The 26,636-nt window shown below is 74.4% G+C and carries 24 protein-coding genes; 12 read left to right on the top strand and 12 right to left on the bottom strand.

Annotated elements, in window-relative coordinates; all coding sequences use genetic code 11:
• Positions 1-72: 72 nt before the first annotated feature.
• Positions 73-1,764, top strand: a complete 1,692-nt coding sequence (locus tag ACFXMG_RS17155; RefSeq protein WP_383823842.1) for a phytoene desaturase family protein — start codon at positions 73-75, stop codon at positions 1,762-1,764.
• Positions 1,761-2,426 carry a histidine phosphatase family protein gene (locus ACFXMG_RS17150; RefSeq protein WP_384119855.1) on the top strand — a complete coding sequence of 222 codons (666 nt, stop codon included), beginning with the start codon at positions 1,761-1,763 and terminating at the stop codon, positions 2,424-2,426. Before ACFXMG_RS17155 ends, ACFXMG_RS17150 begins: the two co-directional genes overlap by 4 nt.
• Before the next feature lie 21 nt (positions 2,427-2,447).
• On the opposite strand, the gene ACFXMG_RS17145 is transcribed toward ACFXMG_RS17150, so the two are convergent.
• On the bottom strand, positions 2,448-3,191 hold the full coding sequence (locus ACFXMG_RS17145; RefSeq protein ID WP_383823848.1) for a PIG-L deacetylase family protein: 744 nt from the start codon (positions 3,189-3,191) through the stop codon (positions 2,448-2,450).
• Positions 3,192-3,410: 219 nt separating this feature from the next.
• On the opposite strand from ACFXMG_RS17145, the gene asnB reads away from it, so the two are divergent.
• From asnB to ACFXMG_RS17115, 6 genes are all read left to right on the top strand, one after another.
• On the top strand, positions 3,411-5,219 hold the full coding sequence (gene asnB / locus ACFXMG_RS17140) for an asparagine synthase (glutamine-hydrolyzing) (protein ID WP_383823850.1): 1,809 nt from the start codon (positions 3,411-3,413) through the stop codon (positions 5,217-5,219).
• Positions 5,206-6,111 carry a hypothetical protein gene (locus tag ACFXMG_RS17135; protein ID WP_383823853.1) on the top strand — a complete coding sequence of 302 codons (906 nt, stop codon included), beginning with the start codon at positions 5,206-5,208 and terminating at the stop codon, positions 6,109-6,111. The genes asnB and ACFXMG_RS17135 overlap by 14 nt, the downstream gene beginning before the upstream one ends.
• A gap of 111 nt (positions 6,112-6,222) precedes the next feature.
• The gene (locus tag ACFXMG_RS17130) at positions 6,223-6,969 is read left to right on the top strand and encodes an SDR family oxidoreductase (RefSeq protein WP_383823855.1); all 747 of its coding nucleotides are present in this window, start codon (positions 6,223-6,225) and stop codon (positions 6,967-6,969) included.
• A gap of 58 nt (positions 6,970-7,027) precedes the next feature.
• Positions 7,028-8,593: a class I tRNA ligase family protein gene (locus ACFXMG_RS17125; RefSeq protein ID WP_383823857.1), complete on the top strand. Its 1,566-nt coding sequence runs from the start codon at positions 7,028-7,030 to the stop codon at positions 8,591-8,593.
• A gap of 231 nt (positions 8,594-8,824) precedes the next feature.
• Entirely contained in the window at positions 8,825-10,168 is a 1,344-nt protein-coding gene (gene mshA / locus ACFXMG_RS17120; RefSeq protein ID WP_384119870.1) for a D-inositol-3-phosphate glycosyltransferase, read from the top strand.
• 227 nt (positions 10,169-10,395) lie between these two features.
• Positions 10,396-10,599, top strand: a complete 204-nt coding sequence (locus tag ACFXMG_RS17115) for a hypothetical protein (RefSeq protein WP_383818040.1) — start codon at positions 10,396-10,398, stop codon at positions 10,597-10,599.
• 106 nt (positions 10,600-10,705) lie between these two features.
• On the opposite strand, the gene ACFXMG_RS17110 is transcribed toward ACFXMG_RS17115, so the two are convergent.
• From ACFXMG_RS17110 to ACFXMG_RS17065, 10 genes are all read right to left on the bottom strand, one after another.
• On the bottom strand, positions 10,706-11,758 hold the full coding sequence (locus ACFXMG_RS17110; RefSeq protein ID WP_383818042.1) for a LuxR C-terminal-related transcriptional regulator: 1,053 nt from the start codon (positions 11,756-11,758) through the stop codon (positions 10,706-10,708).
• 49 nt (positions 11,759-11,807) lie between these two features.
• On the bottom strand, positions 11,808-12,851 hold the full coding sequence (locus ACFXMG_RS17105; protein ID WP_383818043.1) for a LuxR C-terminal-related transcriptional regulator: 1,044 nt from the start codon (positions 12,849-12,851) through the stop codon (positions 11,808-11,810).
• 116 nt (positions 12,852-12,967) lie between these two features.
• Positions 12,968-13,399: a Fur family transcriptional regulator gene (locus ACFXMG_RS17100; RefSeq protein ID WP_383818045.1), complete on the bottom strand. Its 432-nt coding sequence runs from the start codon at positions 13,397-13,399 to the stop codon at positions 12,968-12,970.
• Between the two features lie 148 nt (positions 13,400-13,547).
• Positions 13,548-14,441, bottom strand: coding sequence for an SAM-dependent methyltransferase (locus tag ACFXMG_RS17095; protein WP_383818046.1), 894 nt, complete (start codon positions 14,439-14,441; stop codon positions 13,548-13,550).
• A gap of 190 nt (positions 14,442-14,631) precedes the next feature.
• A complete protein-coding gene (locus ACFXMG_RS17090; RefSeq protein WP_383818048.1) occupies positions 14,632-15,114 on the bottom strand; it encodes a GNAT family N-acetyltransferase in 483 nt (160 codons plus the stop codon).
• A gap of 139 nt (positions 15,115-15,253) precedes the next feature.
• Positions 15,254-16,147 (bottom strand): M56 family metallopeptidase, encoded by an 894-nt coding sequence (locus tag ACFXMG_RS17085; protein ID WP_383818049.1) that lies wholly within the window; start codon positions 16,145-16,147, stop codon positions 15,254-15,256.
• A 14-nt stretch (positions 16,148-16,161) separates the two neighbouring features.
• Entirely contained in the window at positions 16,162-16,641 is a 480-nt protein-coding gene (locus tag ACFXMG_RS17080) for a BlaI/MecI/CopY family transcriptional regulator (RefSeq protein WP_383818050.1), read from the bottom strand.
• A 169-nt stretch (positions 16,642-16,810) separates the two neighbouring features.
• Positions 16,811-17,092 carry a metal-sensitive transcriptional regulator gene (locus tag ACFXMG_RS17075; RefSeq protein WP_383818052.1) on the bottom strand — a complete coding sequence of 94 codons (282 nt, stop codon included), beginning with the start codon at positions 17,090-17,092 and terminating at the stop codon, positions 16,811-16,813.
• 32 nt (positions 17,093-17,124) lie between these two features.
• Positions 17,125-19,389 carry a heavy metal translocating P-type ATPase gene (locus tag ACFXMG_RS17070; RefSeq protein ID WP_383818054.1) on the bottom strand — a complete coding sequence of 755 codons (2,265 nt, stop codon included), beginning with the start codon at positions 19,387-19,389 and terminating at the stop codon, positions 17,125-17,127.
• Positions 19,390-19,477: 88 nt separating this feature from the next.
• Positions 19,478-19,759, bottom strand: coding sequence for a heavy-metal-associated domain-containing protein (locus tag ACFXMG_RS17065; protein ID WP_383818056.1), 282 nt, complete (start codon positions 19,757-19,759; stop codon positions 19,478-19,480).
• 211 nt (positions 19,760-19,970) lie between these two features.
• Between ACFXMG_RS17065 and ACFXMG_RS17060 the strand changes: the two genes are divergently transcribed.
• Together ACFXMG_RS17060 and ACFXMG_RS17055 are read left to right on the top strand one after the other, a co-directional pair.
• A complete protein-coding gene (locus tag ACFXMG_RS17060; protein ID WP_383818057.1) occupies positions 19,971-20,981 on the top strand; it encodes a hypothetical protein in 1,011 nt (336 codons plus the stop codon).
• Between the two features lie 51 nt (positions 20,982-21,032).
• The gene (locus ACFXMG_RS17055; RefSeq protein WP_383818059.1) at positions 21,033-21,722 is read left to right on the top strand and encodes a copper homeostasis protein CutC; all 690 of its coding nucleotides are present in this window, start codon (positions 21,033-21,035) and stop codon (positions 21,720-21,722) included.
• Positions 21,723-21,726: 4 nt separating this feature from the next.
• Here the strand turns inward: ACFXMG_RS17055 and ACFXMG_RS17050 are convergent, their stop codons facing one another.
• Positions 21,727-23,526 carry a serine/threonine-protein kinase gene (locus ACFXMG_RS17050; protein WP_383818060.1) on the bottom strand — a complete coding sequence of 600 codons (1,800 nt, stop codon included), beginning with the start codon at positions 23,524-23,526 and terminating at the stop codon, positions 21,727-21,729.
• Between the two features lie 149 nt (positions 23,527-23,675).
• On the opposite strand from ACFXMG_RS17050, the gene ACFXMG_RS17045 reads away from it, so the two are divergent.
• Positions 23,676-24,605 (top strand): aminoglycoside phosphotransferase family protein, encoded by a 930-nt coding sequence (locus ACFXMG_RS17045; RefSeq protein WP_383818061.1) that lies wholly within the window; start codon positions 23,676-23,678, stop codon positions 24,603-24,605.
• 153 nt (positions 24,606-24,758) lie between these two features.
• Positions 24,759-26,138, top strand: coding sequence for a hypothetical protein (locus ACFXMG_RS17040; protein WP_383818063.1), 1,380 nt, complete (start codon positions 24,759-24,761; stop codon positions 26,136-26,138).
• Positions 26,139-26,636: the final 498 nt, after the last annotated feature.

The raw sequence follows: 26,636 nt of genomic DNA, 5'->3' as shown, positions 1-26,636 counted from the left end.
AGCACCACCCATGCCCATCGCCGTACCCGTACCCGTACCCGTGACCGGAGCGTTCGGGCGGAGGCGGCGGAGGTGACGCGCGGTGTGCTGGTGGGCCGGGCGCCCGCGCCGGGCGAGGTGGGGGACGCGTACGACGCGGTGGTGATCGGCTCCGGGGCCGGCGGCCTGACGGCGGCGGTCTGCCTGGCCCGGCAGGGGCGGCGGGTGGCCGTCTTCGAGCGGCACTACACGGCGGGCGGCTACACCCACGCGTACCGCAGGCGCGGCTGGGAGTGGGACGTCGGCATCCACTACGTCGGCCAGCTCGCGCCCCGCGAGCCGGTCCGGGTGCTGTCGGACTACCTGACGGGCGGCGCGCTGCGCTGGGCCCCGGTCGGGGATCCGTACGACGAGTACCGGCTGGCGGGCGAGGCGCACCGGGCGCCGGTCGGCTTCGAGGCGTACCAGGCCGTGCTGACCGCGCGGTTCCCGGCCGAACGGGCCGGGATCGAGGCGCTGTTCCGGCTGGTCGCGCGGTGCCGTGCGACGCTTCCCGCGCTCGCGCTGGGCCGCCTGTCGGGCCCGGTGGCGCGGCGGCTGTCCCGCCTGCTGCGGCCGGCGGCCGTCCCGCCCGAGGCGCTGCGGCCGGCCCGGGAGGTGGTGGCGGGCCTGGTCCGCGACGAGCGGCTGCGGCAGGTGTTCCTCACCCGGAGCGCCCTGCTGCTGGCCGACTCCACCGCCCGGCTGCCGTTCTTCCTCCTGGCCGTGCTGTTCGAGCACTTCCGCACCGGCGCCTGGTACCCGGAGGGCGGCAGCGCGGCCATCGCCCGCGCGATGACCGAACCGATCCGCGCCGCCGGAGGAGAGGTCTTCGTACGCACCCCGGTCGCCCGGATCACCCTGGCCGGAACGCGCGCGACCGGCGTGACCCTGGCGGACGGCACCCCCGTACGCGCCCCGGTCGTCATCGGCGCGGCAGGCGCCCACCACACCTACCGCACCCTGCTCCCCGACCCACCCCCCTGCGCCCACGCCGACCGCCTGGACACCATGCGCCCCGGCTACCCCTTCGTGGTCCTCTTCCTCGGCCTGGACGGCGACCCGGCGGAGCTGGGACTCCCCCGCCACAACCTGATGGTCACGGACGGAGACTGCGACGCCTTCTTCGACGGCGCCGACGGCATCGACGGTAGGGCCGGTAGCCACAGACGTACCAGCGGTCTCTTCCTCTCCTTTTCCTCCGCCAAGGACCCGACCTGGGCCGCGCGCTACCCCGGCCGGTCGACCGGCGAGATCCTCGCCTATGTCGACCCGGAGCTGTTCGCGCCCTTCAGCGGCTCGCGGTGGCGCGACCGGGAGCCCGCCTACCTCAAGCTCAAGGCCGAACTGACCGAGGGGCTCCTCGCCGAGCTGTACCGGCAACTGCCGCGCACGCGGGGGCGGGTGGCGTACTGCGAGCTCGGGACGCCGCTGACGGCCGAGCACTTCGCGGGGTGGGCCGGGGGCAGCCTTTACGGGCTCGCCAAGGACGTCGCCGCCTTCGGCGACGGGCGCGGGCCGGGGCTCGCGGACTGGCTGCGTCCGCGCACCGGGGTCGAGGGGTTGTACCTCGCCGGGCAGGACGTCCTGGCGGGCGGTTTCATGGGCGCGGTCATCGGCGGACTGCTGGCCGCCCACGAGGCCCTGGACCGGACGGGGCGGGCCCGGCTGTGGGCGGGGCTGCTGAAGGAGGGGGTGCGTGCAACCGGCGCGGGCGGGAGGGCGTCCCAGGAATCGCCCGCATGATCGATTCCGTCCCACGACAGGCAAGGTGCCCGACGATGACCAGCAGCACGGCCGCCCGCTATCTCTACCTCACCCGCCACGGCGAGGCCACGCCCGACGAGAGCGGGCTGACGGAGGCGGGGCGGCGGCAGGCCGCGCTCCTCGGGGAGCGGCTGCGGGGGGTGCCGCTGAGCGCGGTGCACCACGGGCCGCTGGCCCGCGCCGCGGAGACCGCGCGGCTGGCCGGCGCGCAGCTCGACGGGGTGCCGGTACGGGCCTCCGAGGCGGCCGGTGACTATCTTCCGTACGCGCCCTCCCGGGAGGAGCTGCCGGCGGAGTCGGCGGACGCGATGCTCGGGTTCCTGGAGCAGTTCCCCGCCCAGGAGCGGGCGCGGGGCGCGGAGCTGGCGGCGGAGGCGGTCGCGCGGTTCACCGGGCCGGTCGAGGGGGACGAGCCGCGCCACGAGCTGGTCGTGACGCACAACTTCCTCGTCGGGTGGCTCGTCCGCGCGGCGCTGGACGCGCCCGCCTGGCGCTGGATGGGCATCAACCACGCGAACGCGGCGCTCACCGTCATCCGTTACGCCCCCGGCCGCGCCCCGGCCCTTCTCCTCTTCAACGACATCGGGCATCTCCCCGTCCCCCTGCGCTGGACCGGTTTCCCGCAGGAGCTGCACGTCTAGCGCCCGGCGGGCGGGCCCGGCTCAGTCGATGTGGACGATCTGGAACGCCTCGGCCATGCGGCCCGGGGGGAGGCCCGCGGCGGCGGCGTGTTCGGAGAGCCAGGTGCGGAGGAGGCCCGCGAGGTCGTCGAAGTGGGCCGTCTGGGAAGTGTGGATGCGGAGCGCCTCCACCTTGCGGTCGAAGACGGACGTGACGTCGACGTACTGGTTCGGCGTCGGGCCGGTCATGAGCCACAGCTCGTGGACGATCCACGGCTCCAGGCCCTCCTCCTTGAGGAGCGAGGGGTGCGCGAAGGGGTTCCGCGCCTCGGGGTAGACCGCGCGGAGGCACGCGTCGCCGACGGCCCGGTGGTCGGGGTGGAGGTCGGCGACGCGCGCCCAGTTGATCTCGGGGGAGGGGACGATCGCCCGCTGCGGGCGCACCTCCCGGATGACCCGGCACAGGTCGCGCCGGAGCGCCACGCTCGGCTCGACGAAGCTGTCCGGGTAGCCGAGGAAGCGGACGTCGGCGACGCCGCTGAGCTTCGCGGAGTGGACCTGCTCGGCGCGGCGCAGGTCCGCCATGGCCTGCCGGGGCAGCATCGGGTCGTAACCGCCGGCGCCGCCGTCCGTGACGATGCAGTACGTGACGCGGGTGCCGCGCTCGATCCACCGCATGACGGTGCCGCTGACGCAGAACTCGATGTCGTCCGGGTGCGCGGCCACCACCAGCAGTGATTCCGGCGCGCTGCGGGCGGTGGGGTGGTCGGTCGCCAAGTCCTCCATGCGTCCAGCCTGTTGGGGGCGGAGGGGCCTCGCAAGGCCAACCCGTGGCGTGAACAGGACATGGCACTTACGCGCCATTCAAAAACTTGGTAGATTCAAATCATTGATCCCCTCGGGTCGTGACGGCGCGACAACACGGCACCGCGACAACACGGCACCGCGACAACGCGGCGTCGCGACCCCGCAGGACCTCGGACGACCGACACGGAGGCGACCGGCATGTGCAGGATTCTCGGCACCCTCGCAGCCGGGGCGGCCCGCCCCGACCCGGCCGCGCTCGCATCGGCCTCGGCCCGCCAGCGCCACGGCGGGCCCGACGAACACCGGGTGCTCAGCGGCCCCGGCTGGTCCCTCGGCTGCGACCGGCTCGCCGTCACCGACCCGCGCGGCGGACAGCAGCCCTACCGGCTGCCCCACCTCCCCGGGATCCTCGCCGTCCTCAACGGCGAGATCTACAACCACACCGAGCTCCGCCGCGCCCTCGCCGCCCGAGGCCACCGCTTCCCCGACCGCTGCGACGGCACCGTCCTCCCGGCCCTCTACGCCGAGTACGGGCCCGCCTTCGCCGAGCACCTCGACGGCATGTTCGCCGTCGCCGTCCTCGACCTGCGGCCCGGCCGCGCCCAACTCGTCCTGGCCGTCGACGACATGGGCATGAAGCCGCTCCACCTCCACCACGACCCCGAGGACGGCTCCACCCGCTTCGCCTCCGAGATCCCCGCGCTCCTCGCCTTCGGAGGCGTACGGTTCACCCCGCGCGAGGACTCCCTCGACACCGTCCTCGCGACCCGTACCTCCTTCTCCACCGGCACCGCGCTCGAAGGCGTCAGCGTGCTCCCGCCCGGCGCCACCGCCCTCGTCCGGCCCGGCGCCGCGCCCGTGGTCCGCCGGCGCGGGCCCCACGGGGCAGCGCCCGTCGGCGACACCCAGGACGTGCTGCGGCGCGAGGTCCGCCGGCTCGCCGCCGCCGACGTGCCCGTCTGCGCCGTCACCAGCGGCGGCCTCGACTCCGGGCTCGTCACCGCCCTCGCCGCCGAACACGCCCGCGAGACCGACGCGCCGCCGCTCCACACCTTCCACCTCACCTATCGCGGCAACTGGCCCGGCTCCGAAGCCGCCCACGCGCGGTCCGTCGCCCGCCGCGCCCGTACCGTCCACCACGAGATCGCCCTCGACCCCGACGAGCTCCCCTCCCTCCTCACCCGCACCGTCCGCCACCTCGGCCAGCCCAACGCCGACCCCATCACCCTCTCCACCTACGCCCTCTTCCGCGCCGTCCGGCAGAACGGCTTCACCGTCGCGCTCACCGGCGACGGCGCGGACGAACTCTTCGGCGGGTACGACCGGATGGCGGCCGCCCTCGCCGCCCCGCCCGGCGCCGACTGGGCCGCCGCCTACACCGACGCGCTCTCCGCCGCGCCCCGGCTCCTCCGCGAGCACCTCTACACCGCCAACTACCGTGCCCACATCGCCGATACGGGCTCCGCCGCCGACCGCATCGAGCAGGAGCTGCGGTCCGCCGAGGCGGTGGGGGCGGACCGGGTCACCGCGACGACCGCGCTGGAGACGCGGTGGCGGCTGCCCGCGTACCACCTGCGGCGCGTCGACCACCTCGCGATGGCCTGGGCCGTCGAGACCCGCCTCCCCTTCTGCCAGCCGGCGGTCGTCACCCACGCGCGCGCCCTGCCGGCGGCCGCGCGGACAGGGAAGCGGGCGCTGTACGAGGCGGGCGCGGAACTGCTCCCCGCGCCCGTCCTGCGCCGCCCGAAGCAGCCCTTCACGCTCCCCGTCGAGGCGATGATCGCCCCCGGCGGGCCGCTCCTCGACACCGTCCGCGAACTCCTCTCCCCGGCCCGCCTGGTCCTGGGCGGCAAACTCCGCGCCGACCGGGTCGCCCGCCTCCTCTCCCGCCAACTGGACCGCCCCAACCGAGCTGACGCCCAAGCCCTCTGGGCCCTCGCCGTCCACGAACTCTGGACCGACGTCGTCCGCACGATGCGGGTCCCGGCGGACTGTGCCGCGGCGTGACGGACGACGGGCCGCGCTCACCGTGCGGGCCCACGACGCTCCCGGCCCGACGCTCGTGGTCCGCCTCGACCAGCTGCCCGGCGGCCTGCTGGGGCTCGGGCCGGAGCTGGCGCTCCTCCCCGCCGCGCACCGCAAGATCGCGCTGTACGGGGACGACGGCGCCGGCGGGCTCCGGTACCGGTTCGTGCAGCGGCTGCCGGGCGGCGGGTTCGACTTCCGGGCCGGGTGCGGGCACTCGCTGCTCGCCTGCGTCGTCGCCGAGGGGCGCCCCGGGCCCGTGACCGTCCGCGCGCTCACCACCGGCGACACCGTGCTCTGCGAGCCGGAGGCGGTCCCGGGGGCGTACCCGGAGGCGGATCCGGAGGCGGACCCGAGGGCGTACCCAGGGGCGTACACCCTGCACTTCCTCCGCCCGCCCGACGCCCCCGGCACCCTCCCCACCGGCCGCCCCCGCGACCGCCTCCTCGGCGTGCCGGTCAGCCTCGTCTCGTACGGGAACCCCTACGTGTTCGTGGACGCCTGGCACGTCCGGACCCACGACGCCCAGCCGCATCTGCTGGCGCTCCGCGCGGAGGCCGCGCGGCTGCTCGGACATCCGCCGGACTCCGCGCTCCCCAAGATCGCGGCCGTCGAACGCACCCCCCACGGGCTCTCCGTCCGCGCCCTCACCGTCGGCGGCTGGCACCCCCGGCTCGCGCTGACGGGCGCCGCCGCGCTCGCCGCCGCCGGGGCGCTGGACGGGACGGTCGTGCCCCGCGTCGACCGGCCCGTACGGACCCCGGGCGGCACCGTCACCGTCTCCACCCGCCCCGACCGCGTCAGCGTCCACCACAAGCGGGCGACCGTCCTGGGCCCCTGCCCGCTTCCGTGGCGCATCCACGCAACGGCGTGAACGCGCAGCCCTTTCCGCAGGTCCCGCGCTCCTCACCTCTGCCACGCTGAAAAGGACCGGCCATTGGACGCCGTATCCGGGAACCCGTATCCATGGGGAGAGCAGACGGACATGAAATTCGAGAATCTGCGTGTCGTCGTGACCGGCGCGTCCCGCTCTTTCGGCCGCGCGCTCGCCGTTGGGTTCGCCCATCTCGGGGCGGAGGTCTACGTGTCGGCGCGGACCGTGGAGGCGGCTGAGCGGACCCGTACCGAGGTGATGGGCTCGGCCCGTGACCGTATCCACGCCTTCGGGTGCGACCTCAGCCGGCCCGCCGAGATCCGGGAGTTCGCCGCCCGCGTCGGCGAACACACCGACCGGGTCGACCTGTTGGTCAACAACGGCGCGCGCTGGCTCGACGGCATGGACCTGGAGGCCGCCAGCGACGCCGAGATCGTGGAGACCATCGAGTCCACGGCCGGCGGCACCGTCCTCATGGTCAAGCACTTCCTGCCGCTGCTGCGCGGCTCGCTGCGGCCCGACATCGTGAACATGGTGGCCGTGCGGGACGCCGAGGGCGCCTCCGCGACCGCCGCCGGCGGGGCGCACGAGGCGTTCTGGGCGGCGAAGAGCGCGCAGGCCGGTTTCGCGGACATCCTGTCCCGCCGCCTGCGGCCGTCCGGCGTGCGGGTCTTCTCCCTCTTCCCGCCCGACTTCTCGACCGCCGACCCGCGCTTCGCGGAGTGGGACGGCATCGACCCGACCGGGTCCGCCGCCGACGACAAGCTCACCACCCAGGCGCTCTTCGAGTGCATCGTCTACGCCGTCGAGCAGCCCCGCGACTGCTTCATCCGCTCCTTCCACTTCGAACCCCGCTGACCCCCGGCCCCGCACCCCCCTCACCACCCGCATCTCGCCGACGCTCAGGAGGATTTCCGTGAGCACCCCCGTCTGGATCACCGCGACCCCGCCCGCCACCCACGGCGAACTCCACATCGGCCACCTCGCGGGGCCGTACGTGGCCGCCGACGTCCTGACCAGATACCTGCGGGCCGAGGGCGAGCCCGTCCGCTTCACCACCGGCACCGCCGACCACGCGAGCTCCGTCGAGGTGCGGGCGCGCCGCCTCGGGCGCAAGCCGGAGGAGGTCGCGGAGGGGTACCGGGCCGCGATCACCGCCGACTGGCTGCGGTCGGGCGTCGAGTTCGACCACATCGTCCGGCCGCGCCGCGACAAGGGGTACGCCCGCTGGGTGCGCGACCTCTTCGCGAAGCTGTACGCGGACGGGGTCATCGCCCCGCGGACCCGCCTGCTGCCCTACTGCGAGCCGTGCGAGCGGTGGCTGCACGGGGCGCACGCCACCGGCTCCTGCCCGCACTGCGGGGCCGCGAGCGACGGCGGGATGTGCCACGAGTGCGCGCGGCCCAACGACGGCGGCGACCTCATCGGGGCGCGCTGCGCGCTGTGCGGCACCCCGGCGACCGCCCGCCGCTGCCGCCGCCTCTACATCCCCCTGGAGCCGTTCCGGGAGACGCTCGCCGACTACTGGGCGGCGGCCGGTCTGCCGCCGCGCCTCGCCGCGCTGTGCGAGTCGCTGGTGGAGGACGGGCTGCCGGACATCGCGGTCGGGCACCCGGCCGAGTGGGGCCTGGACGTGCCGGTGGAGGGTTTCCCGGAGCACCGGATCGACGGCTGCTTCGAGTCGGCCGCGATGCACCTCTTCGGCTACGACACCAAGGGGCCGCTGCCGGCCCGCGCCATCCACTTCTGCGGCTTCGGGCACTCCTTCTGCCACGCGGTGCTGCTGCCGGTGCTGCTGCTCGCGCAGGGCGTGAAACTGCCGCAGGACTTCAACGTCAACGAGTCGTTCGTGATCGAGGAGGGGGTGCGGGAGGGGAACGTGTGGGCGCTCGACCTGCTCACCGAGTACGGCTCCGACACCCTGCGCCGGCACGTCCTCCAGGCCCGCCCGCTGGGCCGCAGGACGGTCTTCCGGCGCGACCGGCTGGCGGCGGCCCGCCGCGAGCTGGACGAGAACTGGAACAGCTGGCTCTCCCGGCTCTTCTCCGCCGTCCGCGAGGAGTGCGACGGGCTCGCCCCGCAGGCACTGCCCGGCGGCACCGGCTGGGAGATCCTGGAGCGGCGGCTGCACCGGGCGGTGGACGACCTGCGGGAGGCGTACGGCCCCGACGCCTTCGACCCGCGCCGGGCGGTGGCCGTCCTCGACGAGATGGTCCGCTCGGCCGCCGACTTCGGGCACGTCAACGCGCACGAGCGCTGCCGCCCCACCACCGCGTGCCGCCATCTGCCCGCGCTGGCCGCGCAGTTGGCGGTGGCGTCGGCGCTGACGGCGTGGGCGCGGCCGGTGATGCCGGAGGGCGCGGACCGGCTGGCGGCGGCGCTGCGGGTGGAGACGGGCCGTCCGGTGGACTGGCACGCGCTGATCCCGCCGCTCCCGGGCACCCGGCTCGCCCCGCCGTCGGGCCCGGTCTTCGGCTTCTGAATCCTCCGCCTCCCGACCTGGCCTTCTAAGCAACTAAGCAGTCGGATACATCAGCCAGTAGCCAGTAGCCAGTAGCCAGTAGCCAATAGCCAATAGCCAATAGCCAATATCCAGTCCCGTACCCCTCATCCCCTCATCCCCTCATCCCCTGCCGCGTGCCCCGGCGCGTCCCGCGCGGGGGCACGCGGCTCCCCCACCTCTCAGGAGCCCCTCGTGTCCCTGCGCGTCGCCATGCTCAGCGTCCACACCTCCCCGCTCCACCAGCCCGGTACCGGGGACGCCGGCGGCATGAACGTCTACATGGTCGAACTCTCCCGGGCCCTCGCCGAACAGGGCGTGAGCGTCGACCTGTTCACCCGCTGCCAGGGCGGCGGCGAGCCCCGGCTGACCGATCTCGCGCCCGGCGTGCGGGTCCGGCAGGTGGTGGCGGGTCCGCGCCGGGCGGTGGCCAAGGAGGCGGTGCCGGACCTGGTGCTGCCCTTCGCGCTCGGTCTCTTCCGGCACGAGCGGGCCTACGACCTGGTCCACTCGCACTACTGGCTCTCCGGGCAGGCGGGCAGGATCGCCGCCTTCGGCTGGGGAACCCCGCTGGTGCACACCGCGCACACCCTGGCCCTGGTGAAGAACGCGCACCTGGGCGAGGGCGACACCCCCGAGCCGGAGTCCCGGATCCTCGGCGAGCGGCAGCTCGCGGCGGGCGCCGACCGGCTGATCGCCAACACGGCGGACGAGGCCGAGGCGCTGCGGAGCCTGTACGGGGCGGACGCGGCGCGCACCGAGGTCGTCCGGCCGGGGGTGGACCTGCGGACCTTCGCCCCCGGGCCGGGGCGGGACGCGGGGCGGGCGGCGGCGCGGGCCCGGCTCGGGCTGCCGGCGGACGCGTTCGTGCCGCTGTACGCGGGGCGGATCCAGCCGCTGAAGGGGCCTGACGTGCTGGTGCGGGCGGTGGCGGAGCTGCTGCGGATGGCGCCGGGGCTGCGCGGCCGGCTGCTCGTGCCGGTGATCGGCGGGCATTCGGGGGCGGGGGAGCAGGGCGCGGTGGCGCGCCTTGCGGCGGAGCTGGGCGTGGCGGACGTGCTGCGGCCGGGGCCGCCGGTGCCGCAGGAGCGGCTCGCGGAGTGGTTCCGGGCGGCGGACGTGCTGGTGGTGCCGTCGCGGAGCGAGTCGTTCGGCCTGGTGGCGGCGGAGGCGCAGGCGTGCGGGACGCCGGTCCTGGCCTCGGCGGTGGGCGGGCTGCCGACGGCGGTGTGGGAGGGGGTGACGGGGCTGCTCGTGCGGGGGCACGACCCGGTGGAGTACGCCCGCAGGCTGCTGTGGCTGGCCCGGAACCCACGGGCGCGGGCGACGATGGGGGCGGCGGCGGTGGGGCACGCCCGGGGGATGAGCTGGCGGGGGTCCGCCGCGCGGACGATCGAGGTGTACGAGGACGCGCTGGCGGTACGGGAGCCGGCGGGGGCGCGGCGGGCGGGTGCGTCACCGGCGGGTCCGTCACGGGTGGGGCAAGGGCGGCGGCACGCCCCTGCCCCGGCGGCCCCTCTCTCCTGGAGGAACGAGAAGGCCGTAGCACGAGTCTAGCATCTCTTTTGGTTCGACCAAAGGTTAGGGGCGCTACGGACCGGCCAATTCCGTTGATTCGGCGGCCGATTGACGCACTCACGCCATGGCGGGTCCACGCATCGGAGAACGGTGGATTCGCCAACGGGGCGCCGACAGAATGGAGTTGTCTTCAGGGAGTGCCCGGCGGCACGGGCCCCCGGAAGCGGGATTCAGCACATTCGACTGTTCCAACTCCTGGAGGAATCATGTCCGTCGAGCAGAACTCCGGAATGCAGAAGGCCGTCCGCCAGTTCCTGGTCGCCCTCACGGCGTGTCTGGCGGTCGGCGCCGGCGCGGCCTTCGCGGTCACCCCCGGCACCGGCCCGGATTCCCCGGTCCAGCACGCCGGTGTCACCGTCGACTGGCCGCACAACACGGCCACCGCGACGCCCGCCCCGCCGGTGAACTGAGCGCATTCGCAAAAGAATTCACCGGAGCCCCGTGATCGCTGCCACGATCACGGGGCTTTTCCGCGTCCTCGGCCGGGTTGCGTTTCCTCGGTCGAGTTCCGCTTCCTCAGTCGAGCCAGCCGAGGCGCACCGCGCGCACTCCGGCCTCGAAACGGCTCGACGCCCCCAATTCCTGCATGAGTTCGGAGAGCATGCGGCTCACCGTGCGCAGCGACACCCCGAGATTGCGGGCGATCTTCTCGTCCTTCATTCCGTCCGCGAGCATCTGGAGCGCCGCCCGCTGCTGCTCCGAGAGGCCGTCGCCGCCCCGTTCGGGCGCCATGTCGTCGCCGTACGGGGTGGCGGTGTGCCAGCAGTGCTCGTACAGGCTCAGGAAGGACCCGACGAGGAGGGGGCCGCGGGCCAGGATCGCGCCCCGGCCGGGCTCCTCGGGGTGCAGGGGCACGAGCGCGTACTGCTGGTCCACCAGGACCATGGTCATGGGGAGTTCGGGCGCGATCCGCACCTCGACGCCGAGTTCGGCGCGGCGCTTGATGACGGCCGCGGCCTCGGGGCGTACGGCGTCCTGGACGCGGTACGCGGCGCGGAGCCGTATCCCCTGGGCGAGCTGGCGGGCGTCCCGCTCGAAGATCCGCTCCGGGACCTGGCGGCCGGGGCCCGTGGGGTACATCGAGCAGGACGCCTCCTGGGTGACGTCGACGATGTCCTCCAGGGCCTGCTGGATCCGCCGGTAGTCGGTGATCGCCTCGACGGCGATCTCGGAGCCGGAGAGCGAGCCGGGCTGGAGGAAGGCCCCGGCCAGGGTCTCCAGGGTGCTGTACGCCTGGTCGGCCTCGGCGAGGTGCTCGCGGAGGCGGGCCCGTTCCCGGTTCAGGATGCGCAGCAGCGCGATCTCCGGGTGGACCGACGCGACGGCGCCCTCCTCGGGTCGCCAGTCGGCGTTGCGCAGGTCGGCGGCGGTGGCGTGCCGGCTGGTGGTCGGGACGATCAGGCCGAGGGAGAGCAGTTCGGCCCGACATCGCTCGTACTCCTCCGGTGTGAGTCCTAACCCGGCGGCCACCTCCGTGTAGTTCGACACCCCGCGGCGGCGCAGCTCCTGATAGAGCGTCACCAGCAGCCCGGTCCTGTCGTCCACCGTGCCGCCGCCCGTGGTGTCCATGGCGAACTTCCCCCTCGTCGTCGCGAATCGACCGTCCGGACCGTTCAGGCTACGCGCTGTCCTGCGGAGTCCCGAGGCCGTCCGGGCCGCCCTCGCCGTCCAGCAGGCCGAGCCGGGCCGCCTTCACGCCCGCCTCGAAGCGGCTGGCCGCGCCCAGTTCGTGCATCACCTCGGAGATGAGCCGGCTGATCGTGCGCAGCGACACCCCCAGGGTCCGCGCCACCTGCTCGTCCTTGATGCCCGAGGCCAGCATCCGCAGCACGGTCCGCTGCTGCTCGGTGAGGCCGTCGCCACCGCTCCCGTCCGGTTCCTGGTGGTGTCCGTACGGGGTCGCGGCGTGCCAGCAGTAGGCGTACAGCGCGCGGTAGACGCGGACCAGACCGGGTCCGCGGGCCAGGATCGCGGGGGAGGCGGGGTCGCGGGGGTCCGTCGGGAGCACGGCGAAGGAGTCGTCGGCGAGGAGCATGTTCATGGGGACGACGGGGGAGAGGCGGATCTCCGCGCCGAGCGCGGTCCGGGCCGCGAGGTGCTGGTCCATCTCCGGTACCTGGCCGACCCGGTGGCTGTACATGGCCTGGACGGTGACCCCGCGGGCCACCCGCTCCCGGTCCCGGTCCAGCTCCTGGGCCATCTCCTCGCGCCGGACCGATCCGGTGGCCATGGAGTGGACGGAGCCGCGGGCGGTCTTCGTCAGGTCGGCGAGCTCGCGCCGGATCCGCGCCGGGTCGTCCACGATCTCGACCTCGACGTCGGAGCCGGGCTCGGTGCGCGCCCGCAGGAACGGTCCGGCGAGGGTCTCCAGGGCGGTGTGGGCGCGGCTGGTCTCGGCGAGCCGGCTCTCCAGCCGGTCCCGCTCGTGCCGCAGCAGCGCGAGGAGGGCGACGTCCGGGGCGATGACGGAGAGGGACGGCGAGGCGGGGTCGATCAGTCCGAGGGCGGCCAACTCGGCCTGGGAGCGCTCCCGTTCGGTGTCGGTGAGCTGGAGTGCGCGGGCCGCCTCGTCGAGCGGGGTGCCCGGTGCTGCGCGGAGGGCCTGGTAGAGGGCGAGGGCCTGCTCGGCTCCTGTACGTACTCCGGCGGCGTTCTTGGACACGTCGGCAGCAGACTCCCCTCGGATCGCGCGGATCCCGTTGAAAAACGCCCCGGCAGACCCTGCCACACATTCGAACGTTCCGCACGATGTTCACGGACGAAGCCGCACGAGCGGGATCAGGCGGACTCTTCCGCGCAATCGGGGCACAGCCCCTTGAAGACCAGCTCGGTCTCGCCGGTCCGCCACCCGGGCAGGCTGCCGCGCGGCGGCGCGGGCGCGGGCGTGGTCATGTCGACGTTCTCCACCCGGCCGCAGCGCACGCACAGGGCGTGCTGGTGCGGGGGGCCCGAGATCTCGAAGACGGCCGGCAGGCCCGGACGGTCGAACTTGCCGACCAGGCCGGTCTCCTGGAAGTGCCGCAGCATCTCGTAGACGGCCTGGCTGGTGAGGGTGCCCAGCCGCTCGCGGGCGGTCGTGGTGATCGCCTCGACGTCGAGGTGACCCCCGGCGGCGAGCACCGAAAGGACCTCCAGGCGCGGCCCGGTGACCCGCAGCCCCACGTCCCGAAGCCGCTGGATCACCGCCTCACGACCCGCCAGCTCTCCCACGACCGCCCTCTCCTCCGCCGCCCGCCCGGCCACCCGGTCCGCCACCCGGCGCCTTCTGGTCGACCCAAACGTTTGCGGGCATCGTACCTCTTGCCCACCCGCCCCGTCAGGGCGGCGGATCCGGGCGCCCTGTCGCGCGCCCCGCCCCTCAGTCGTCCGCGCGGCAGACCAGGAGGACCGACTCCGTGCGGTCGTCGATGCGGTGGCGGCGGCGGCCCTCGATGTGGAGGCCCGCCGAGTGGAGTTCGGCGGTGAGGCGGTCCTGGTCGACGATCCACTTGTCGGTGGTCAGGACCGTCCGTTCCACGGAGAGCTTGCCGGTCCTCGCCGTGTAGTACGTGATCCGCTCGCTCATCGCGCCCAGGTCGAAGACCTGCCGGGCCACCACCCACTCGTCGATCCCGTCGAACCGCGGCACCTGGAACGCCCAGGTCCGCCGCGGCTCCGCCACCAGGCCCGGCCGCAGGTGCGCGGTGTAGTCCAGGGCCAGCGCCCCGCCCGCCTCCAGATGGCCCGCGACCTCCCGCAGCAGCCCGGGCCGCCGGGCCGGCGGGACCGCCGAGACCATCGCGCCCGCCAGCAGCGCCAGCCGGTAACTGCCCCTGAGCCGCAGCTCGTTGAGGTCCGCGCGATGCGTCACCACCAGACCGGCCACCTGCGGGCCGATCCGCCGGGCCCAGCCGTCGAGGCGCTCCAGTGCCGAGGCGTCCCGGTCCACGGCCTCCACGGCGAAGCCGTGCCGGGCGAAGGGGACGGCGAGCCGCCCCGCGCCGGAGCCGAGGTCCAGGACGGGTCCGCCGGTGGAGCGGGCGAGGCCGAGATAGCGGACGATGTCCGCGCTGTGCGGGCCGAGCAGGGCGTCGTGCAGCCAGACCGACCCCTCGTCCATCGCGGAGACGGACTCCAGGCCGGGCAGCGCGTCGGGGGTGATCCGCACCCCGGCCCCGGCCCGGGGCGCCCGCTCCCGGTCGTATCGGGACGGCAGGACCGGCGTGAGCGCTGCGGGCACGGCGGGCAGGGAAGTGCCGCTCGGGGTGTGCATCGCTCCTCCAGGGGCTCGCGCGGTCCATGCCGTCCGGGCGAGGTGCCCGTGCCGCCGGGACCGCGCCGCTGCGACCATCCTGACCTGCGCGAGGACGCCCGATCCACCGGATCGGGCTGCGTGAACACGCGATGGCGTAGATCTGCCACGAACCCTTGTACGAGGCGAGGGTGGGGTCCGGGTGGGGTCCCTAGACGACCGCGCGGCTCCAGCGGGTCGGCCCCAGGGAGGTGAAGCCCTGGCCCCGGTAGAAGGGCAGCGCCGGGTCCGCCTGCACCGGCAGCTGCACCCGCTGCTCCCGCGCGTCGTAGGCGCGGGTCCGGTCGGTGGCCGCCGCCAGCAGGGCCGTACCGACCCCCCGGCGGCGCGCGCCCTCCGCGACCGCGAGTGCGTACAGCTCGCCCTCGCCCGGCACCGGCACCCCGCACGCGGCGGCGCCGACGAGCCGGCCCTCGGGGTTCTCCGCGACCAGCCAGCCCAGCCAGCCGGGCGCGCCTCCCGGAATTTCTATTTCCGCGCGTATGCGCGGCAGCGCGCATTGTGTGGAGATCAGCCGGCGCAGCGGGATTTCGTCCAGCATTCCCGCATAGCTGCTCCGGATCGCGTCGGCGAGCAGCCGGGATATCGTCGTCGCGTCGCCGGCCGCTGCCGTACGGACGCCAGCGAGCTGCATTGGATCTGTACCCTTCGCCGTGCCGAGCGCCGTGGTGAGCCGGAGCTCCAACGTACCCACAATAGCGACCGGTTCCCGGGTGCGTGACCGATGCGAAATCTACGAATTCGCTTAGTAAATAGGAGAGTTGGTCCGGTCATTAGGCCGGGAAGGAACAGCAGGCGACGACGAGCGGAGCCATCGCGAGAGCCGCCGCGCCGATCGTCAGCAGTCCCCGCAGCACGGGATGTCCGGCGCGGTGCGGGGTGAGGATCCGCCGCATCCGGAGCGCCGCGGAGGGCCCGCCCGCGGCGAACGCGGCGCGCGGCGCGCGGCCCGCCGCGAGGGCGTAGAGCGCGGTGGCGAGCGCGTCGCGCGTGCAGCGGCGCAGCGCCCGGTCGTCGGCGGCCATCTCCAGGAGCAGCGGCACCGCGGTGGAGCCGTGCCGGGCGAGCGGCAGCCGCCGGAAGACCGTGCCGAACGCCTCGGCCGCGGCGACCAGCAGATGGTGCCGGCCCGCGATGTGGGCCCGCTCGTGCGCGAGGGCGGCGGCGAGCTGCGCGGGCGTGAGCGTGTCGAGGGCGCCGGAGGAGACGACGACGCGGCGGCTGCGTCCTGGCAGGCAGTAGACGGCGGGCCGGGCGTGTTCGAGCACGGTCGCGCCGAGCTCGGGGTCGTACCGCCCGATCAGGCGCAGCACCCCCGCGTGCGCCCGCCGTGCCCGGCGGGCCCGCAGCAGCCCGAGGGCGAACGCGCCGGACGGTACGGCGAGGACGGCGCCGGCCACGACCAGCGCGGCCAACTCCCGCCCCCGCAGCCCCAGTACCTGCCCCAGGGTGGGTGGCCGGAGCGTCAGCACCATGTCGGTGAGCCGGTGACTGGACTCCCCGGGCAGCAGCAACTGCGCCGGAAGCAGCGCGCAGGCGACGGCGAAGACGGCTCCGCAGGCGGCCCACACCCCGACCGCCAGCCGGGGCACCTGCTGCGCCCACCGGGCCCGGACCAGCGACCACGGCACGACGACCCCGGAGAGCAGGACGAGCCCAAGGGGCACAAGAACATGGTGGTTCACGCGGATCCTCCCCGAAACGCCGTGCCGTATCCCGTACGCGGCTCCGCTCCCGTACGCGGCTCCGCTCCCGCACCCGCACCGGGATCCGTACCCGCCCCCGGATCCGTACCCGCCTCCGGTTCGCCGCGTGCGGTGCGGAGGGCCGCGTCCAGGGCTTCCACGTCCTCCTCGGAGATGGCCTCCACGAAGCGGAGGAGGGCGGCGGGGCGGTCCTGGCTGTCGCCCAGGGCGTCGCGCATGAGACCGGCGGTGTACTCCTCGCGGCCGCGGACGGGTTCGTACAGCCAGGCGCGGCCCGCCTTCTCGCGGCGGAGCCAGCCCTTGCGGTGCAGGATGTCGGCCACCGTCATGACGGTGGTGTAGGCGACCCGGCGGCCGCGGTTGATGTCGTCGACGATCTCGCGGACGGTGGCGGGCCGCTGCCAGGCCCACAGCCGGTCCATGATCTCGGCCTCCAGCTCTCCCAGCCGGCGCACGTGCATCCCCTCCCCTCGCGGGCGGCTCATCGTACGGGTCGCACACCCGCACGAGGTATACCCCCCATGGGTAAGTTGGCGGGTTCCTGACGGCCCCCGGAACGGCGACCGCCCCCGTACGGCGGCCCGCTCGCGCGGGCCCCTCGCACGGGGGCGGTGGTGGACTCCGTCAGGTCCGGATCAGCCGGGCGATCGCCTTCGACGCCTCGCCGACCTTCACCTTGGCCTGATCGCCGCCGGCCTCGATCGCCTCGGTGACGCAGCAGCTGAGGTGCTCGTCCAGCAGGGCGACCGCGCAGGACTGGAGGGCCGCGTTGATGGCCGAGACCTGGGTCAGGACGTCGATGCAGTAGACGTCCTCGTCGACCATCCGCTGCACCCCCCGGACCTGCCCCTCGATCCGCCGGAGCCTTCTGATGATGTCTTCCTTGTGGTGCACGTAGCCGGCCACGGCGGGCTCCCGTCAGGTCGAGGGTCCGGAGGTCACTTGTCGGCGGCCTGGAAGCCGCGCAGGCGGAGGCTGTTGCCGACCACGAAGACCGAGGAGAAGGCCATCGCGGCACCGGCGATCATCGGGTTCAGCAGTCCGGCCGCGGCGAGCGGCAGGGCGGCGACGTTGTAGGCGAAGGCCCAGAAGAGGTTGGAGCGGATCGTGCCGAGGGTCTTGCGGGAGAGCCGGATGGCGTCCGCCGCGGCCCGCAGGTCGCCCCGTACGAGGGTGAGGTCGCCGGCCTCGATCGCCGCGTCCGTACCCGTGCCCATCGCCAGGCCCAGGTCGGCCTGGGCGAGCGCGGCGGCGTCGTTCACGCCGTCGCCGACCATGGCGACCGAACGGCCCTCCGCCTGGAGCCTCTTGACGACGTCGACCTTGTCCTGCGGCATGACCTCGGCGATGACCTCGCCGATGCCGACCTCGGCGGCGACGGACTCCGCGACCGCCTTGTTGTCGCCGGTCAGCAGGATCGGGGTGAGCCCCAGGCCCCTGAGCCGGCGGATCGCCTCCGCGCTGGTCTCCTTGATCGCGTCGGCGACCTCCAGGACCGCGCGGGCCTCCCCGTCCCAGGCGACCGCGATGGCCGTCTTCCCGGCCTTCTCCGCCGCGTCCTTCGCGGCCTTGAGGCTCGCCGGGAGGGACATCGCCCACTCTTCGAGCAGCTTCTCGCGGCCGACGAGGACGGCGTGGCCGTCGACGACGCCCTGGACGCCGAGACCGGGGACGTTGGCGAAGTCCTCGGGGGTGGGCAGGGTGCCGACCTTCGCGGCCGCGCCGGTGGCGACGGCCTGGGCGATCGGGTGCTCGGAGGAGTGCTCCAGGGCGCCCGCCAGGCGCAGCACGTCGGTCTCGTCCGTACCGGCGGCGGTGTGGACCTTGATCAGGGTCATCCGGCCGGTGGTGACGGTGCCGGTCTTGTCCAGGACGATGGTGTCGACCTTGCGGGTGGTCTCCAGGACCTCCGGGCCCTTGATCAGGATGCCGAGCTGCGCGCCGCGGCCGGTGCCGACCATGAGGGCGGTCGGGGTGGCCAGGCCCAGGGCGCACGGGCAGGCGATGATCAGGACGGCGACGGCGGCGGTGAAGGCGGCGGTCAGGCCCTGTCCGGTGCCGAGCCAGAAGCCGAGGGTGCCGAGCGAGAGCGCGATGACGATCGGCACGAAGACGGCCGAGATCCGGTCGGCGAGGCGCTGGGCGGCGGCCTTGCCGTTCTGCGCGTCCTCGACGAGCTTCGCCATCCGGGCGAGCTGGGTGTCGGCGCCGACGCGGGTGGCCTCGACGACGAGCCGGCCGCCGGCGTTCAGGGTGGCGCCGGTGACGGAGTCGCCGGCGGAGACCTCGACCGGCACGGACTCGCCGGTGAGCATGGAGGCGTCGACGGCGGAGGAGCCCTCGACGACGGTGCCGTCGGTGGCGATCTTCTCGCCCGGGCGGACCAGGAAGCGGTCGCCGACCTGGAGTTCGGCGGTGGGCACGGTGATCTCGCGCCCGTTCTTGATGACGGTGACTTCCTTGGCGCCCAGCTGCATCAGCGCCTTGAGCGCGGCGCCCGCCTTCCGCTTCGAGCGGGCCTCGAAGTAGCGGCCCGCCAGGATGAAGGCGGTGACGCCGGCGGCGGCCTCCAGGTAGATGTTCCCGGCGCCGTCGGTGCGGGCGATCGTGAACTCGAAGGGGTGCGTCATCCCCGGCGTACCGGCGGTGCCGAAGAAGAGCGCCCACAGGGACCAGAGGAACGCGGCGATCGTGCCGACCGAGATCAGCGTGTCCATGGTGGCCGCGCCGTGCTTCGCGTTGGTCCAGGCGGCCCTGTGGAAGGGCCAGGCGGCGTAGACGACGACCGGCGCGGCGAGCGTGAGGCTCAGCCACTGCCAGTACTCGATCTGGAGCGCCGGGATCATCGCCATGGCGATGACGGGCACGGCGAGGGTGACGGCGGTGACCAGCCGCTGCTTCAGCGGCCGCAGCTCCTCGTCGGCCTTCTCCTCGTCGGTGGGGCCGCTGTCGCCGGGGGCGTCGGCCTTCGGGGGAGCGGGCTCCTCGGCGGTGTAGCCGGTGGCCTCGACGGTCGCGATCAGGTCGGCGACCGGGATGTCGGCGGCGAAGGTGACCTTCGCCTTCTCGGTGGCGTAGTTGACGGTGGCCTCGACCCCGTCCATGCGGTTGAGCTTCTTCTCGATCCGGGCCGCGCACGAGGCGCAGGTCATGCCGCCGATGGCGAGCTCGACCTGGGCGGTGCCCGGAGTGGTCGTGGTCATTTCCTGCTCCTCGGTGTAGCGGGGTTCGGGGGCCGGGGCCCGGGCGGGGGATCGGTCGGGCCCCGGCGGCCAGTGGGGCGCCGGCCGGTCAGGCGCGGCCGGTCAGCTCGTAGCCGGCGTCGTCGATCGCGGCGCCGATGGCGGCGTCGTCGGGCGCGCCGTCCGTGGTGACGGTCACCAGGCCGCCGGCGACGTCGACGTCCACGGAGAGGACGCCCTCCAGCGCGCTGACGGACGTGGTGATCGCGGTCTTGCAGTGGCCGCAGGTCATGCCCGAGACCGCGTAGACGGTGCTGGTCGCGTCGGCGACGGCGACCGCGGTGGTGCCGGTCGTCGAGCAGCTGTTGTCGGGGGTGCAGCAGGAACCCATGTCGTCCTCCATCGTGTGTCCAGTGGACCGGATACCCTCGGGGGGTATCGGCGTTGTGTCTCCATGTATACCCCCGGGTGGTATCCGGCGCAAGTGTCGGACCGACTTGACTTGATACCCCCCAGGGGTATGGTGAAGTGCAGAGAGCAGGAGAACACCCCGCCGCGCACCCGCATCCACGCACCTGCGCATCCGACATGGGAGAGCAGCCATGAACACCGGAGTGAAGATCACCGCCTTCGCCGCCGCGCTCGCCGCGACCTTCGGCACCGCGTACGGGGTCGGGAAGGGAGTCGGGCCGGTCGAGGAGCCCAAGAAGGCGGAGCACGGCGAGCACGCCGCCGCGAAGCCCGAGCCCAGCGCCTCCGCCAGTGCCTCCGCGGACGCCTCCGCCGGTGGCCACGCCGGCCACGAGGAGGCGACCGCCCCCGCCGCGCGCGGCGCCGAGCTCCCCGGCGGCCTCCAGGTCTCCGACGGCGGCTACACCCTCGCCCTGGCCACCCCGAACCCGCCCGTGGGCCGCAGCACCCTCACCTTCGCCATCCAGGACGCCGCCGGGAAGAAGGTCACCGCCTTCACCACCGAACACGGCAAGGAACTGCACTTCATCGTCGCCTCACGCGACCTGACGGTCTTCCGTCACCTCCACCCCGAGAAGGCCGCCGACGGCACCTGGACCGTCGAGGCCGACCTCCCGGCCGCGGGCGGATACAAGGCGTTCGCCGACTTCAAGCCCGCCGCGAAGGGCGCCAAGGCCCTCACCCTCGGCGTCGACCTCGCCGTCCCCGGCGCCTCCACCCCGCGGCCGCTCCCCGCCGTCGCCCCCACCGCCGACGTCGACGGCTACCAGGTCCGCCTCGGCGGCACCCTCGACCCCGGCAAGGCGGGTGAGCTGCGTCTCACCGTCACCAAGGCCGGGAAGCCCGTCACCGACCTGGAGCCGTACCTCGGCGCGTACGGGCACCTGGTCGCCCTCCGCCAGGGTGACCTCGCCTACCTCCACGTCCACCCCAACGAGGGCGGCCCCGGCCCCGACGTCTCCTTCACGGCCACCGCCCCGAGCACCGGCACGTACCGCCTCTTCCTCGACTTCCAGCACGGCGGCAAGGTCCACACGGCCGCCTTCACCGTGAAGGCGGGCACCCCGGGCACGGCCCCGGCCCCCGCGACGACTTCCTCGGAGGCCGCCGAGCACGATGCGGGAGGTCACGCGCACAGCTAGTCTGGTCATTGGACTAGACCTGTAGTCGTCATTCATGGAGGAATGGGCGCAATGAGCAACCGTGCTGTCCTGGAGGTGATCGCCCTCGACGAGCAGGACGCGGTCGCCGCCCAGACCGGGGGCGCCGACCGCCTCGAACTCGTCACCGACATGGCGGCGGACGGCCTCACCCCGTCGACGGCCACCTTCACCGCCATCCGCCGCGCGGTCGACATCCCGCTCCGCGTGATGCTCCGCCTCGCGGACGGCTTCGCGGCCGGCGACATCGACGCCCTGGCCGGCCGGGCGGCGGAGCTCCGGGCGGCCGGCGCGGACGAGTTCGTCCTCGGCTTCCTCACCCCCGCGGGCGAGCCCGACCTGGTCGCCGTCGAACGGCTCATCGCCGTCCTCGACGGCGCCCGCTGGACCTTCCACCGCGCCATCGACCGCGCCGCCGACCGCGACGTCCTCCGCAAGCGCCTCGCCGACCTCCCCGGCCTCGACACCTACCTCACCGCCGGCGCCCCCGGCGGCGTGGACGACGGCCTCCCGGTCCTGGAGGCCGAGGCCGCCCGCACCGGCGAACCCGGCTACGAACCCCAGATCCTCGTAGGCGGCGGCCTCCGCCTCGACCACCTCCCCCGCCTCCGCGCCACCGGCCTCACCGCCTTCCACATCGGCGGCGCCGCCCGCCCCCAGGGCTGGACCGCCCCCGTCTCCCCGGAAGCGGTCCGCACGTGGCGCGAGGCGGTGGACGCGTAACGCGTCAGGACGCGGAGGCCCGCGTGAAGGTGTAGGGCACGCCCCGCCCGGTGGTGACCCGGAGCCGGTCCTTCCCGGCGGGGCGGAGGTCGAAGGTGCCGTGACCGTGGCAGATGCCCATGTCGGGACCGCCGGGGCTCACGTCGCCGAGGACCACGCGGTCGGGGGTGGCGGTGACGACGACGGCCGCGACAGGGCAGGAGCCGGGACCGGTGCCCCCGGTGATCTCCACCGTCGCGTTCGCGCGCGCGTAGGGGAGGGCGATCTCCATCGAGGGCTTGGTGTCCGTCGTGGTCCAGGTGCCCTCGAAGACCTCCCGTGTCCGGGACAGTTCCGGCTCGCGGTGGAGGCGTGCCGACGCACGGCCGGAACGCCACACCAGGATGCCCTCCTGCTCGGAGAGCGTCTGGGTGGGAGGCGTACATGCGTTGTCGTTCTCCGACAGTCCACGGGCCTTGTAATCGATGGATGCCTGGCTGTCGTGCACGGTCAGGGTCCCGTCCGTGCCGAGGCAGGCCCGGTCCTCGTACTGGAGGACGTAGTCGGCGGTGTGACCGAACTCCTGGGTGCCCGCCCCGATGACGAACGTGACCCAGCGGGGGATCTTCCCCGTTCCGCCGTCCTTCACCTCTCCCGCCCAAGTGCCAGTGAACCGCGGGTCGTTGACCGGCATCGGTGACGACGAGGACGGTGGCGTGCTCGCCTTCCGGCCGCCCGCCCCGTCCGCCTCCTTCTCGCCCAGCCGGGGCACGATCACCGCCGCCGCCGTCGCGAGGACGGCCGTCACGAGGGCGGCCGCGATCGTCGCGCGGCGGCGGCCGGGCCGACGGGCCGGTGACGGGACCGGAGGCGCGGGCGGAGTGACGGGCTCCGTCGGGGTCGGGGTCGGTGTCGGGGTCGGGCCGTCCGCGTCGAGGAGGCGGCCCGCCTGGGAGCCGAGGGAGGCCAGGAGGGGGCCGGGCAGCCAGGCCGGGACGGCGTCCACCGCCCACGCCTCGGTGCGGGCGAGGACCTCGGCGGTGGTGGGCCGCCGCGCCGGGTCCTTGCGCAGGCAGTCCCGTACGAGTCCCTCCAGCGGGGCCCGCAGGCCGGACAGGTCCGGCTCCTCCTCGGCGATCCGGAACATCAGCGCGTGCGCGCCGCTGCCCAGGTCGCCGAAGGGCGTCCGGCCGGTGGCCGCGAAGGCGAGGACCGTGCCCAGGCAGAAGACGTCCGACGCGGCGGTCAGCCGCTCGCCCCGGACCTGCTCGGGGGACATGAACCCCGGGGAACCGATCACCGCGCCGGTGCGGGTGAGGAAGCCGTCGACCGGGGTCTCCAGCGCGCGGGCGATGCCGAAGTCGATGACGCGCGGCCCGTCGGCGGTGACCAGGATGTTGGACGGCTTCAGATCGCGGTGGACGAGCCCCGCCTCGTGGATGTCGGCCAGGGCGTGCGCGAGCCCGTTGGCCAGGGCGAGCACCGACTCGCGCGGCAGCGGTCCGTGGCTCCGCGCGACGACGTGGTGCAGGTCGGGGCCGGGGATGTAGCCGGTGGCCACCCAGGGGGCGGGGCCGTCGGTGTCCGCGTCCAGGACCGGCGCGGTCCACGCCCCGCCGATCTTCCGCGCGGCGGCGACCTCCTGGGCGAACCGGAGACGGAACTCCCGGTTCTGGGCGAAGCCGTCGTGCACCGCCTTCACGGCCACGGTCCGGCCGCCCTCCGAGCGGGCCAGATAGACCCGTCCCATTCCCCCGGCTCCCAGCCGGCCGATGATCCGGTACGGCCCGATCCGCGCGGGATCCCCGGGTTCCAAGGCGTCCACGGGACGACGGTAGAGCACGGATGATCGGAAGTCAGGCGTTCCTGCCGGGAGGTGAACGCCCTTGACCGGAAGCCATGTTGGCCCGGCCGGGCGCCGGGGCGGGATTTAACGCGGTGCGGCGCCGACCGGGCGGTCGTTAGCCTCCCCGCATGGTGGACGGACTCGATGCACGCGACGAACTCGACGGACTCGACGAAGACCTTGTGCGGCGGCTCGTCGCCGCGCAGTTTCCTCGGTGGGCGGGGCTCGACGTGCGGGAGGTGGTCTCGGCCGGGACCGACAATGCGATGTTCCGGCTCGGGGACGGGCTTGTCGTGCGGTTGCCGAAGGTGGAGTGGGCGGGTGGGCAGGTGGAGAAGGAGCAGCGGTGGTTGCCGCTGCTCGCGCCCGCGTTGCCGCTGCCTGTGCCGGTGCCTGTTGGGGTCGGCGTGCCGGGGGAGGGGTTCGGGCGGCCTTGGGGGGTGTACGGGTGGCTGGACGGGGTTGATGCGTGGGTGTCGCCCGTTGACGATCTCGCGCATGCCGCTGGGGAGTTGGGGCGGTTCGGGGCGGCGTTGCGGGCCGTTGACGCTAGCGGTGGGCCGCGGTCCTTTCGGGGCGGGGCCGTCACCGAGTGGGAGGGGGGCGCTCTGCCTGCGGCCGTCGCCGCGCTGGGCGGCGCCGGGCTGCTCGACGAGCGCGTCGCGCTCGACGCCTGGGCGGAGGTCTTGGCCGTGCCTGCTTGGGGCCGGGCTCCCGTCTGGTTGCACGGGGATCTGCTGCCGGGGAATCTGCTGACCCGGGGCGGGCGCCTCAGTGCCGTCATCGACTTCGGCGGGCTCGGTACCGGCGACCCCGCCGCCGACCTCCTGCCCGCCTGGGCCCTGCTCACCGCCGCCACCCGGCCCCTCTTCCGCGCCGCCTCCCGCGTGGACGACGACACCTGGGCCCGGGGCCGCGGCTGGGCGCTGTGCTGGGGGCTCGTCACCGACCACTACTACGGCGGTACGGGCGGGCCCGGTACCGCCCCGGTGCCGAACCCCGTGCTCGCGGCCGTCGCCCGCAGGACGTGGAGCGAGGCCCTGCCCGACTCCATCTGACTCCGCTCGACTCCGCCTGACTCCGCCTGACTCCGCCTGGCGACGAAAGGGCAGGTCAGAGGTGACGGTGAACGGTTGACAGCGGTTCCGGTTCGGGTGAGGGTGTCGCTCGCGGCCGGGCTGTTCCGGCCGCTCGCACCAGGGTGGGGACTCTTGAACGACATCCGTACGCGCGCCGAGGCGCTCATCGCCGCCGGGCGCCCGGGGGAGGCGCGGACCGCCGCGCGGGACGCGCTCGACGCGGACGGGCCCGACGCCGGGCTCTACCTCGCGCTCGGCCGCGCGCACATGGCCGAGGACGACGACGACCACGACGACGCCGCCGAGCGGGTCTTCCGGGAGGGCCTCGACGCGTTCCCGGACGACATCGGACTGCTCGGCGGGTACGCCGAACTCCACGCCCGCACCGACGCGTTCGAGCGCCCGGGGCGGTTCGCGCGCGGCGAGGCGATCAGCGCGCGGCTGCGGGAGCTCGCCCCGCACTCGGCGGAGGCGCGGCGGGCCGAGGCGGCCGGGAGCTCCGTGCCCGCGGGCACCGGGAACGCGGTCTCGGAGCGCCGGGTGCAGTCCTTCGACGCGGCCCGCGCCTTCGCGGCCGGTCCGACGCCCGCCGACGCGGCCGCGCAGACCGCGCAGTGGGCCGCCCGCGCCCCGTACGACCGCCGGCTCGCCGTCCTCGCCGAGACGACCGCCGCCCTCGCTGCGCCCGGCCGCGCCTGGCTCCGCCTGCTGCTGTGCCGGGCCTCCGAGTACCGGCTCCTCGTCGCGGCGCTCGTCGCGCTGCTGGTCGTCCTGCGGAGCACGGTCCTGCCGATGCCGTACGGGGTCACCGCCGCCGTGTTCGTCCTGCTGAGCCTTCCGGACCTCGCGCTGCGGCGGCTCCTGCGGCAGGCGCGGGAGCGGGCGGCGGCGCGGGCGGTGGACGCGGTGCCGTCGGCGGACGACTCCCCGGCCCCCGAGGGCTTCGGCCCGCCCGAACTGCCGCCCGTCCCGCGCGTCACCCGCCGCGAGTACGCCTTCGCGGGCGCCGGGCTCGTCCTCGCGCTCGTCGTCGGCGTCGCGGCGTACGGCTCCTCCGTCTCCTACCCGCGCTACGAGATCGTCGCCCACGACAGCTACGGGGGCGCGGAGGGCTACGACCTCCAGAAGGAGTACGACCCGTTCGGGGCCGTGCCCGCCGCGGAGGTGGAGGGCGCGATGGCCCGGGTGTACGGCGAGGAGCTGGTGGCCGTCAGGACCGGCGACTTCCACGACATGCGGGCCTCGTACGTCCAGGACGGCGGCTTCTTCACCGGCATGGAGGCGTTCGGTACGGTCCACGACGCCTGGAACGCGGACGCGGGGCCCTACGGCGGCTGGATGCGGTGCATCCGCGTCACCGAGCGGGAGACGGGGTCGCTCCGCGCGATGTGCCTCTGGGCCGACAAGGGCAGCATCGGCACGACGTCCTTCGAAGCGGAACACCTGTCCCAGCGCGCAGTAGAAACCAAAGCCCAAGAAACCCGCAAGACCTTCCTCCACCCCACCAACTAGCCCCCGCCACTGGACCGGTGCCCGCCCCCGCCCGGGCCCGTGCGGGCGCCGGTCCGCCGCAGCCGTTTCGTTGTGGGCAATCGTTCCGCTGGGGCGGTGCCCACCCCCCGCTCCGCCGCCGCTCCGTTGTGGGCAATCGTTCCGCTGGGGCGGAACGGGTGGGCACAACGGAACGGCACCCTGCGCGGGTGCCTCCGCACACGTCCCTGACCCGCACCACGAGTGCGCCGCCCTACGGGTGCGGGTTCAGGCGCAGGAAGCCTAGGCCCGGCAGGGGGCGCCGTCCCGTGTGCCCACCCGTCCCGCCCCTAGCGGGACGCATGCCCACACGGAGGTGGTACCGAGGGCGCCGTCCAGCACGGCGCGGGCACACGCGGGGTGCGGCGAAGGGCGCCGTCCCGTGGGCGCGTGTGCCCACACGGGGGTGGGTGCGGCCTGGGGCGCCGTCCCGTGGGCGCAGGCACACACGAGGGGTGCGGGCCAGGGCGCCGTGCAGCG

Source organism: Streptomyces sp. NPDC059201 (assembly GCF_042754585.1).
Lineage (GTDB): Bacteria > Actinomycetota > Actinomycetes > Streptomycetales > Streptomycetaceae > Streptomyces.
The sequence above is the reverse complement of the archived record's forward strand: the minus strand, read 5'-3'. Positions and strand labels throughout refer to the sequence as shown.

Bases quoted from the DNA above. Each gene is read 5' to 3' on its own strand.
- ACFXMG_RS17070 (WP_383818054.1), bottom strand. From the start codon at position 19,389: ATGACCACGACCACTCCGGGCACCGCCCAGGTCGAGCTCGCCATCGGC.
- ACFXMG_RS17145 (WP_383823848.1), bottom strand. From the start codon at position 3,191: ATGGAGGACTTGGCGACCGACCACCCCACCGCCCGCAGCGCGCCGGAA.
- ACFXMG_RS17130 (WP_383823855.1), top strand. From the start codon at position 6,223: ATGAAATTCGAGAATCTGCGTGTCGTCGTGACCGGCGCGTCCCGCTCT.
- ACFXMG_RS17060 (WP_383818057.1), top strand. From the start codon at position 19,971: ATGAACACCGGAGTGAAGATCACCGCCTTCGCCGCCGCGCTCGCCGCG.
- asnB (WP_383823850.1), top strand. From the start codon at position 3,411: ATGTGCAGGATTCTCGGCACCCTCGCAGCCGGGGCGGCCCGCCCCGAC.
- ACFXMG_RS17055 (WP_383818059.1), top strand. From the start codon at position 21,033: ATGAGCAACCGTGCTGTCCTGGAGGTGATCGCCCTCGACGAGCAGGAC.
- ACFXMG_RS17150 (WP_384119855.1), top strand. From the start codon at position 1,761: ATGATCGATTCCGTCCCACGACAGGCAAGGTGCCCGACGATGACCAGC.
- ACFXMG_RS17045 (WP_383818061.1), top strand. From the start codon at position 23,676: ATGGTGGACGGACTCGATGCACGCGACGAACTCGACGGACTCGACGAA.
- ACFXMG_RS17110 (WP_383818042.1), bottom strand. From the start codon at position 11,758: ATGGACACCACGGGCGGCGGCACGGTGGACGACAGGACCGGGCTGCTG.
- mshA (WP_384119870.1), top strand. From the start codon at position 8,825: ATGCTCAGCGTCCACACCTCCCCGCTCCACCAGCCCGGTACCGGGGAC.
- ACFXMG_RS17090 (WP_383818048.1), bottom strand. From the start codon at position 15,114: ATGCAGCTCGCTGGCGTCCGTACGGCAGCGGCCGGCGACGCGACGACG.
- ACFXMG_RS17095 (WP_383818046.1), bottom strand. From the start codon at position 14,441: ATGCACACCCCGAGCGGCACTTCCCTGCCCGCCGTGCCCGCAGCGCTC.
- ACFXMG_RS17065 (WP_383818056.1), bottom strand. From the start codon at position 19,759: ATGGGTTCCTGCTGCACCCCCGACAACAGCTGCTCGACGACCGGCACC.
- ACFXMG_RS17115 (WP_383818040.1), top strand. From the start codon at position 10,396: ATGTCCGTCGAGCAGAACTCCGGAATGCAGAAGGCCGTCCGCCAGTTC.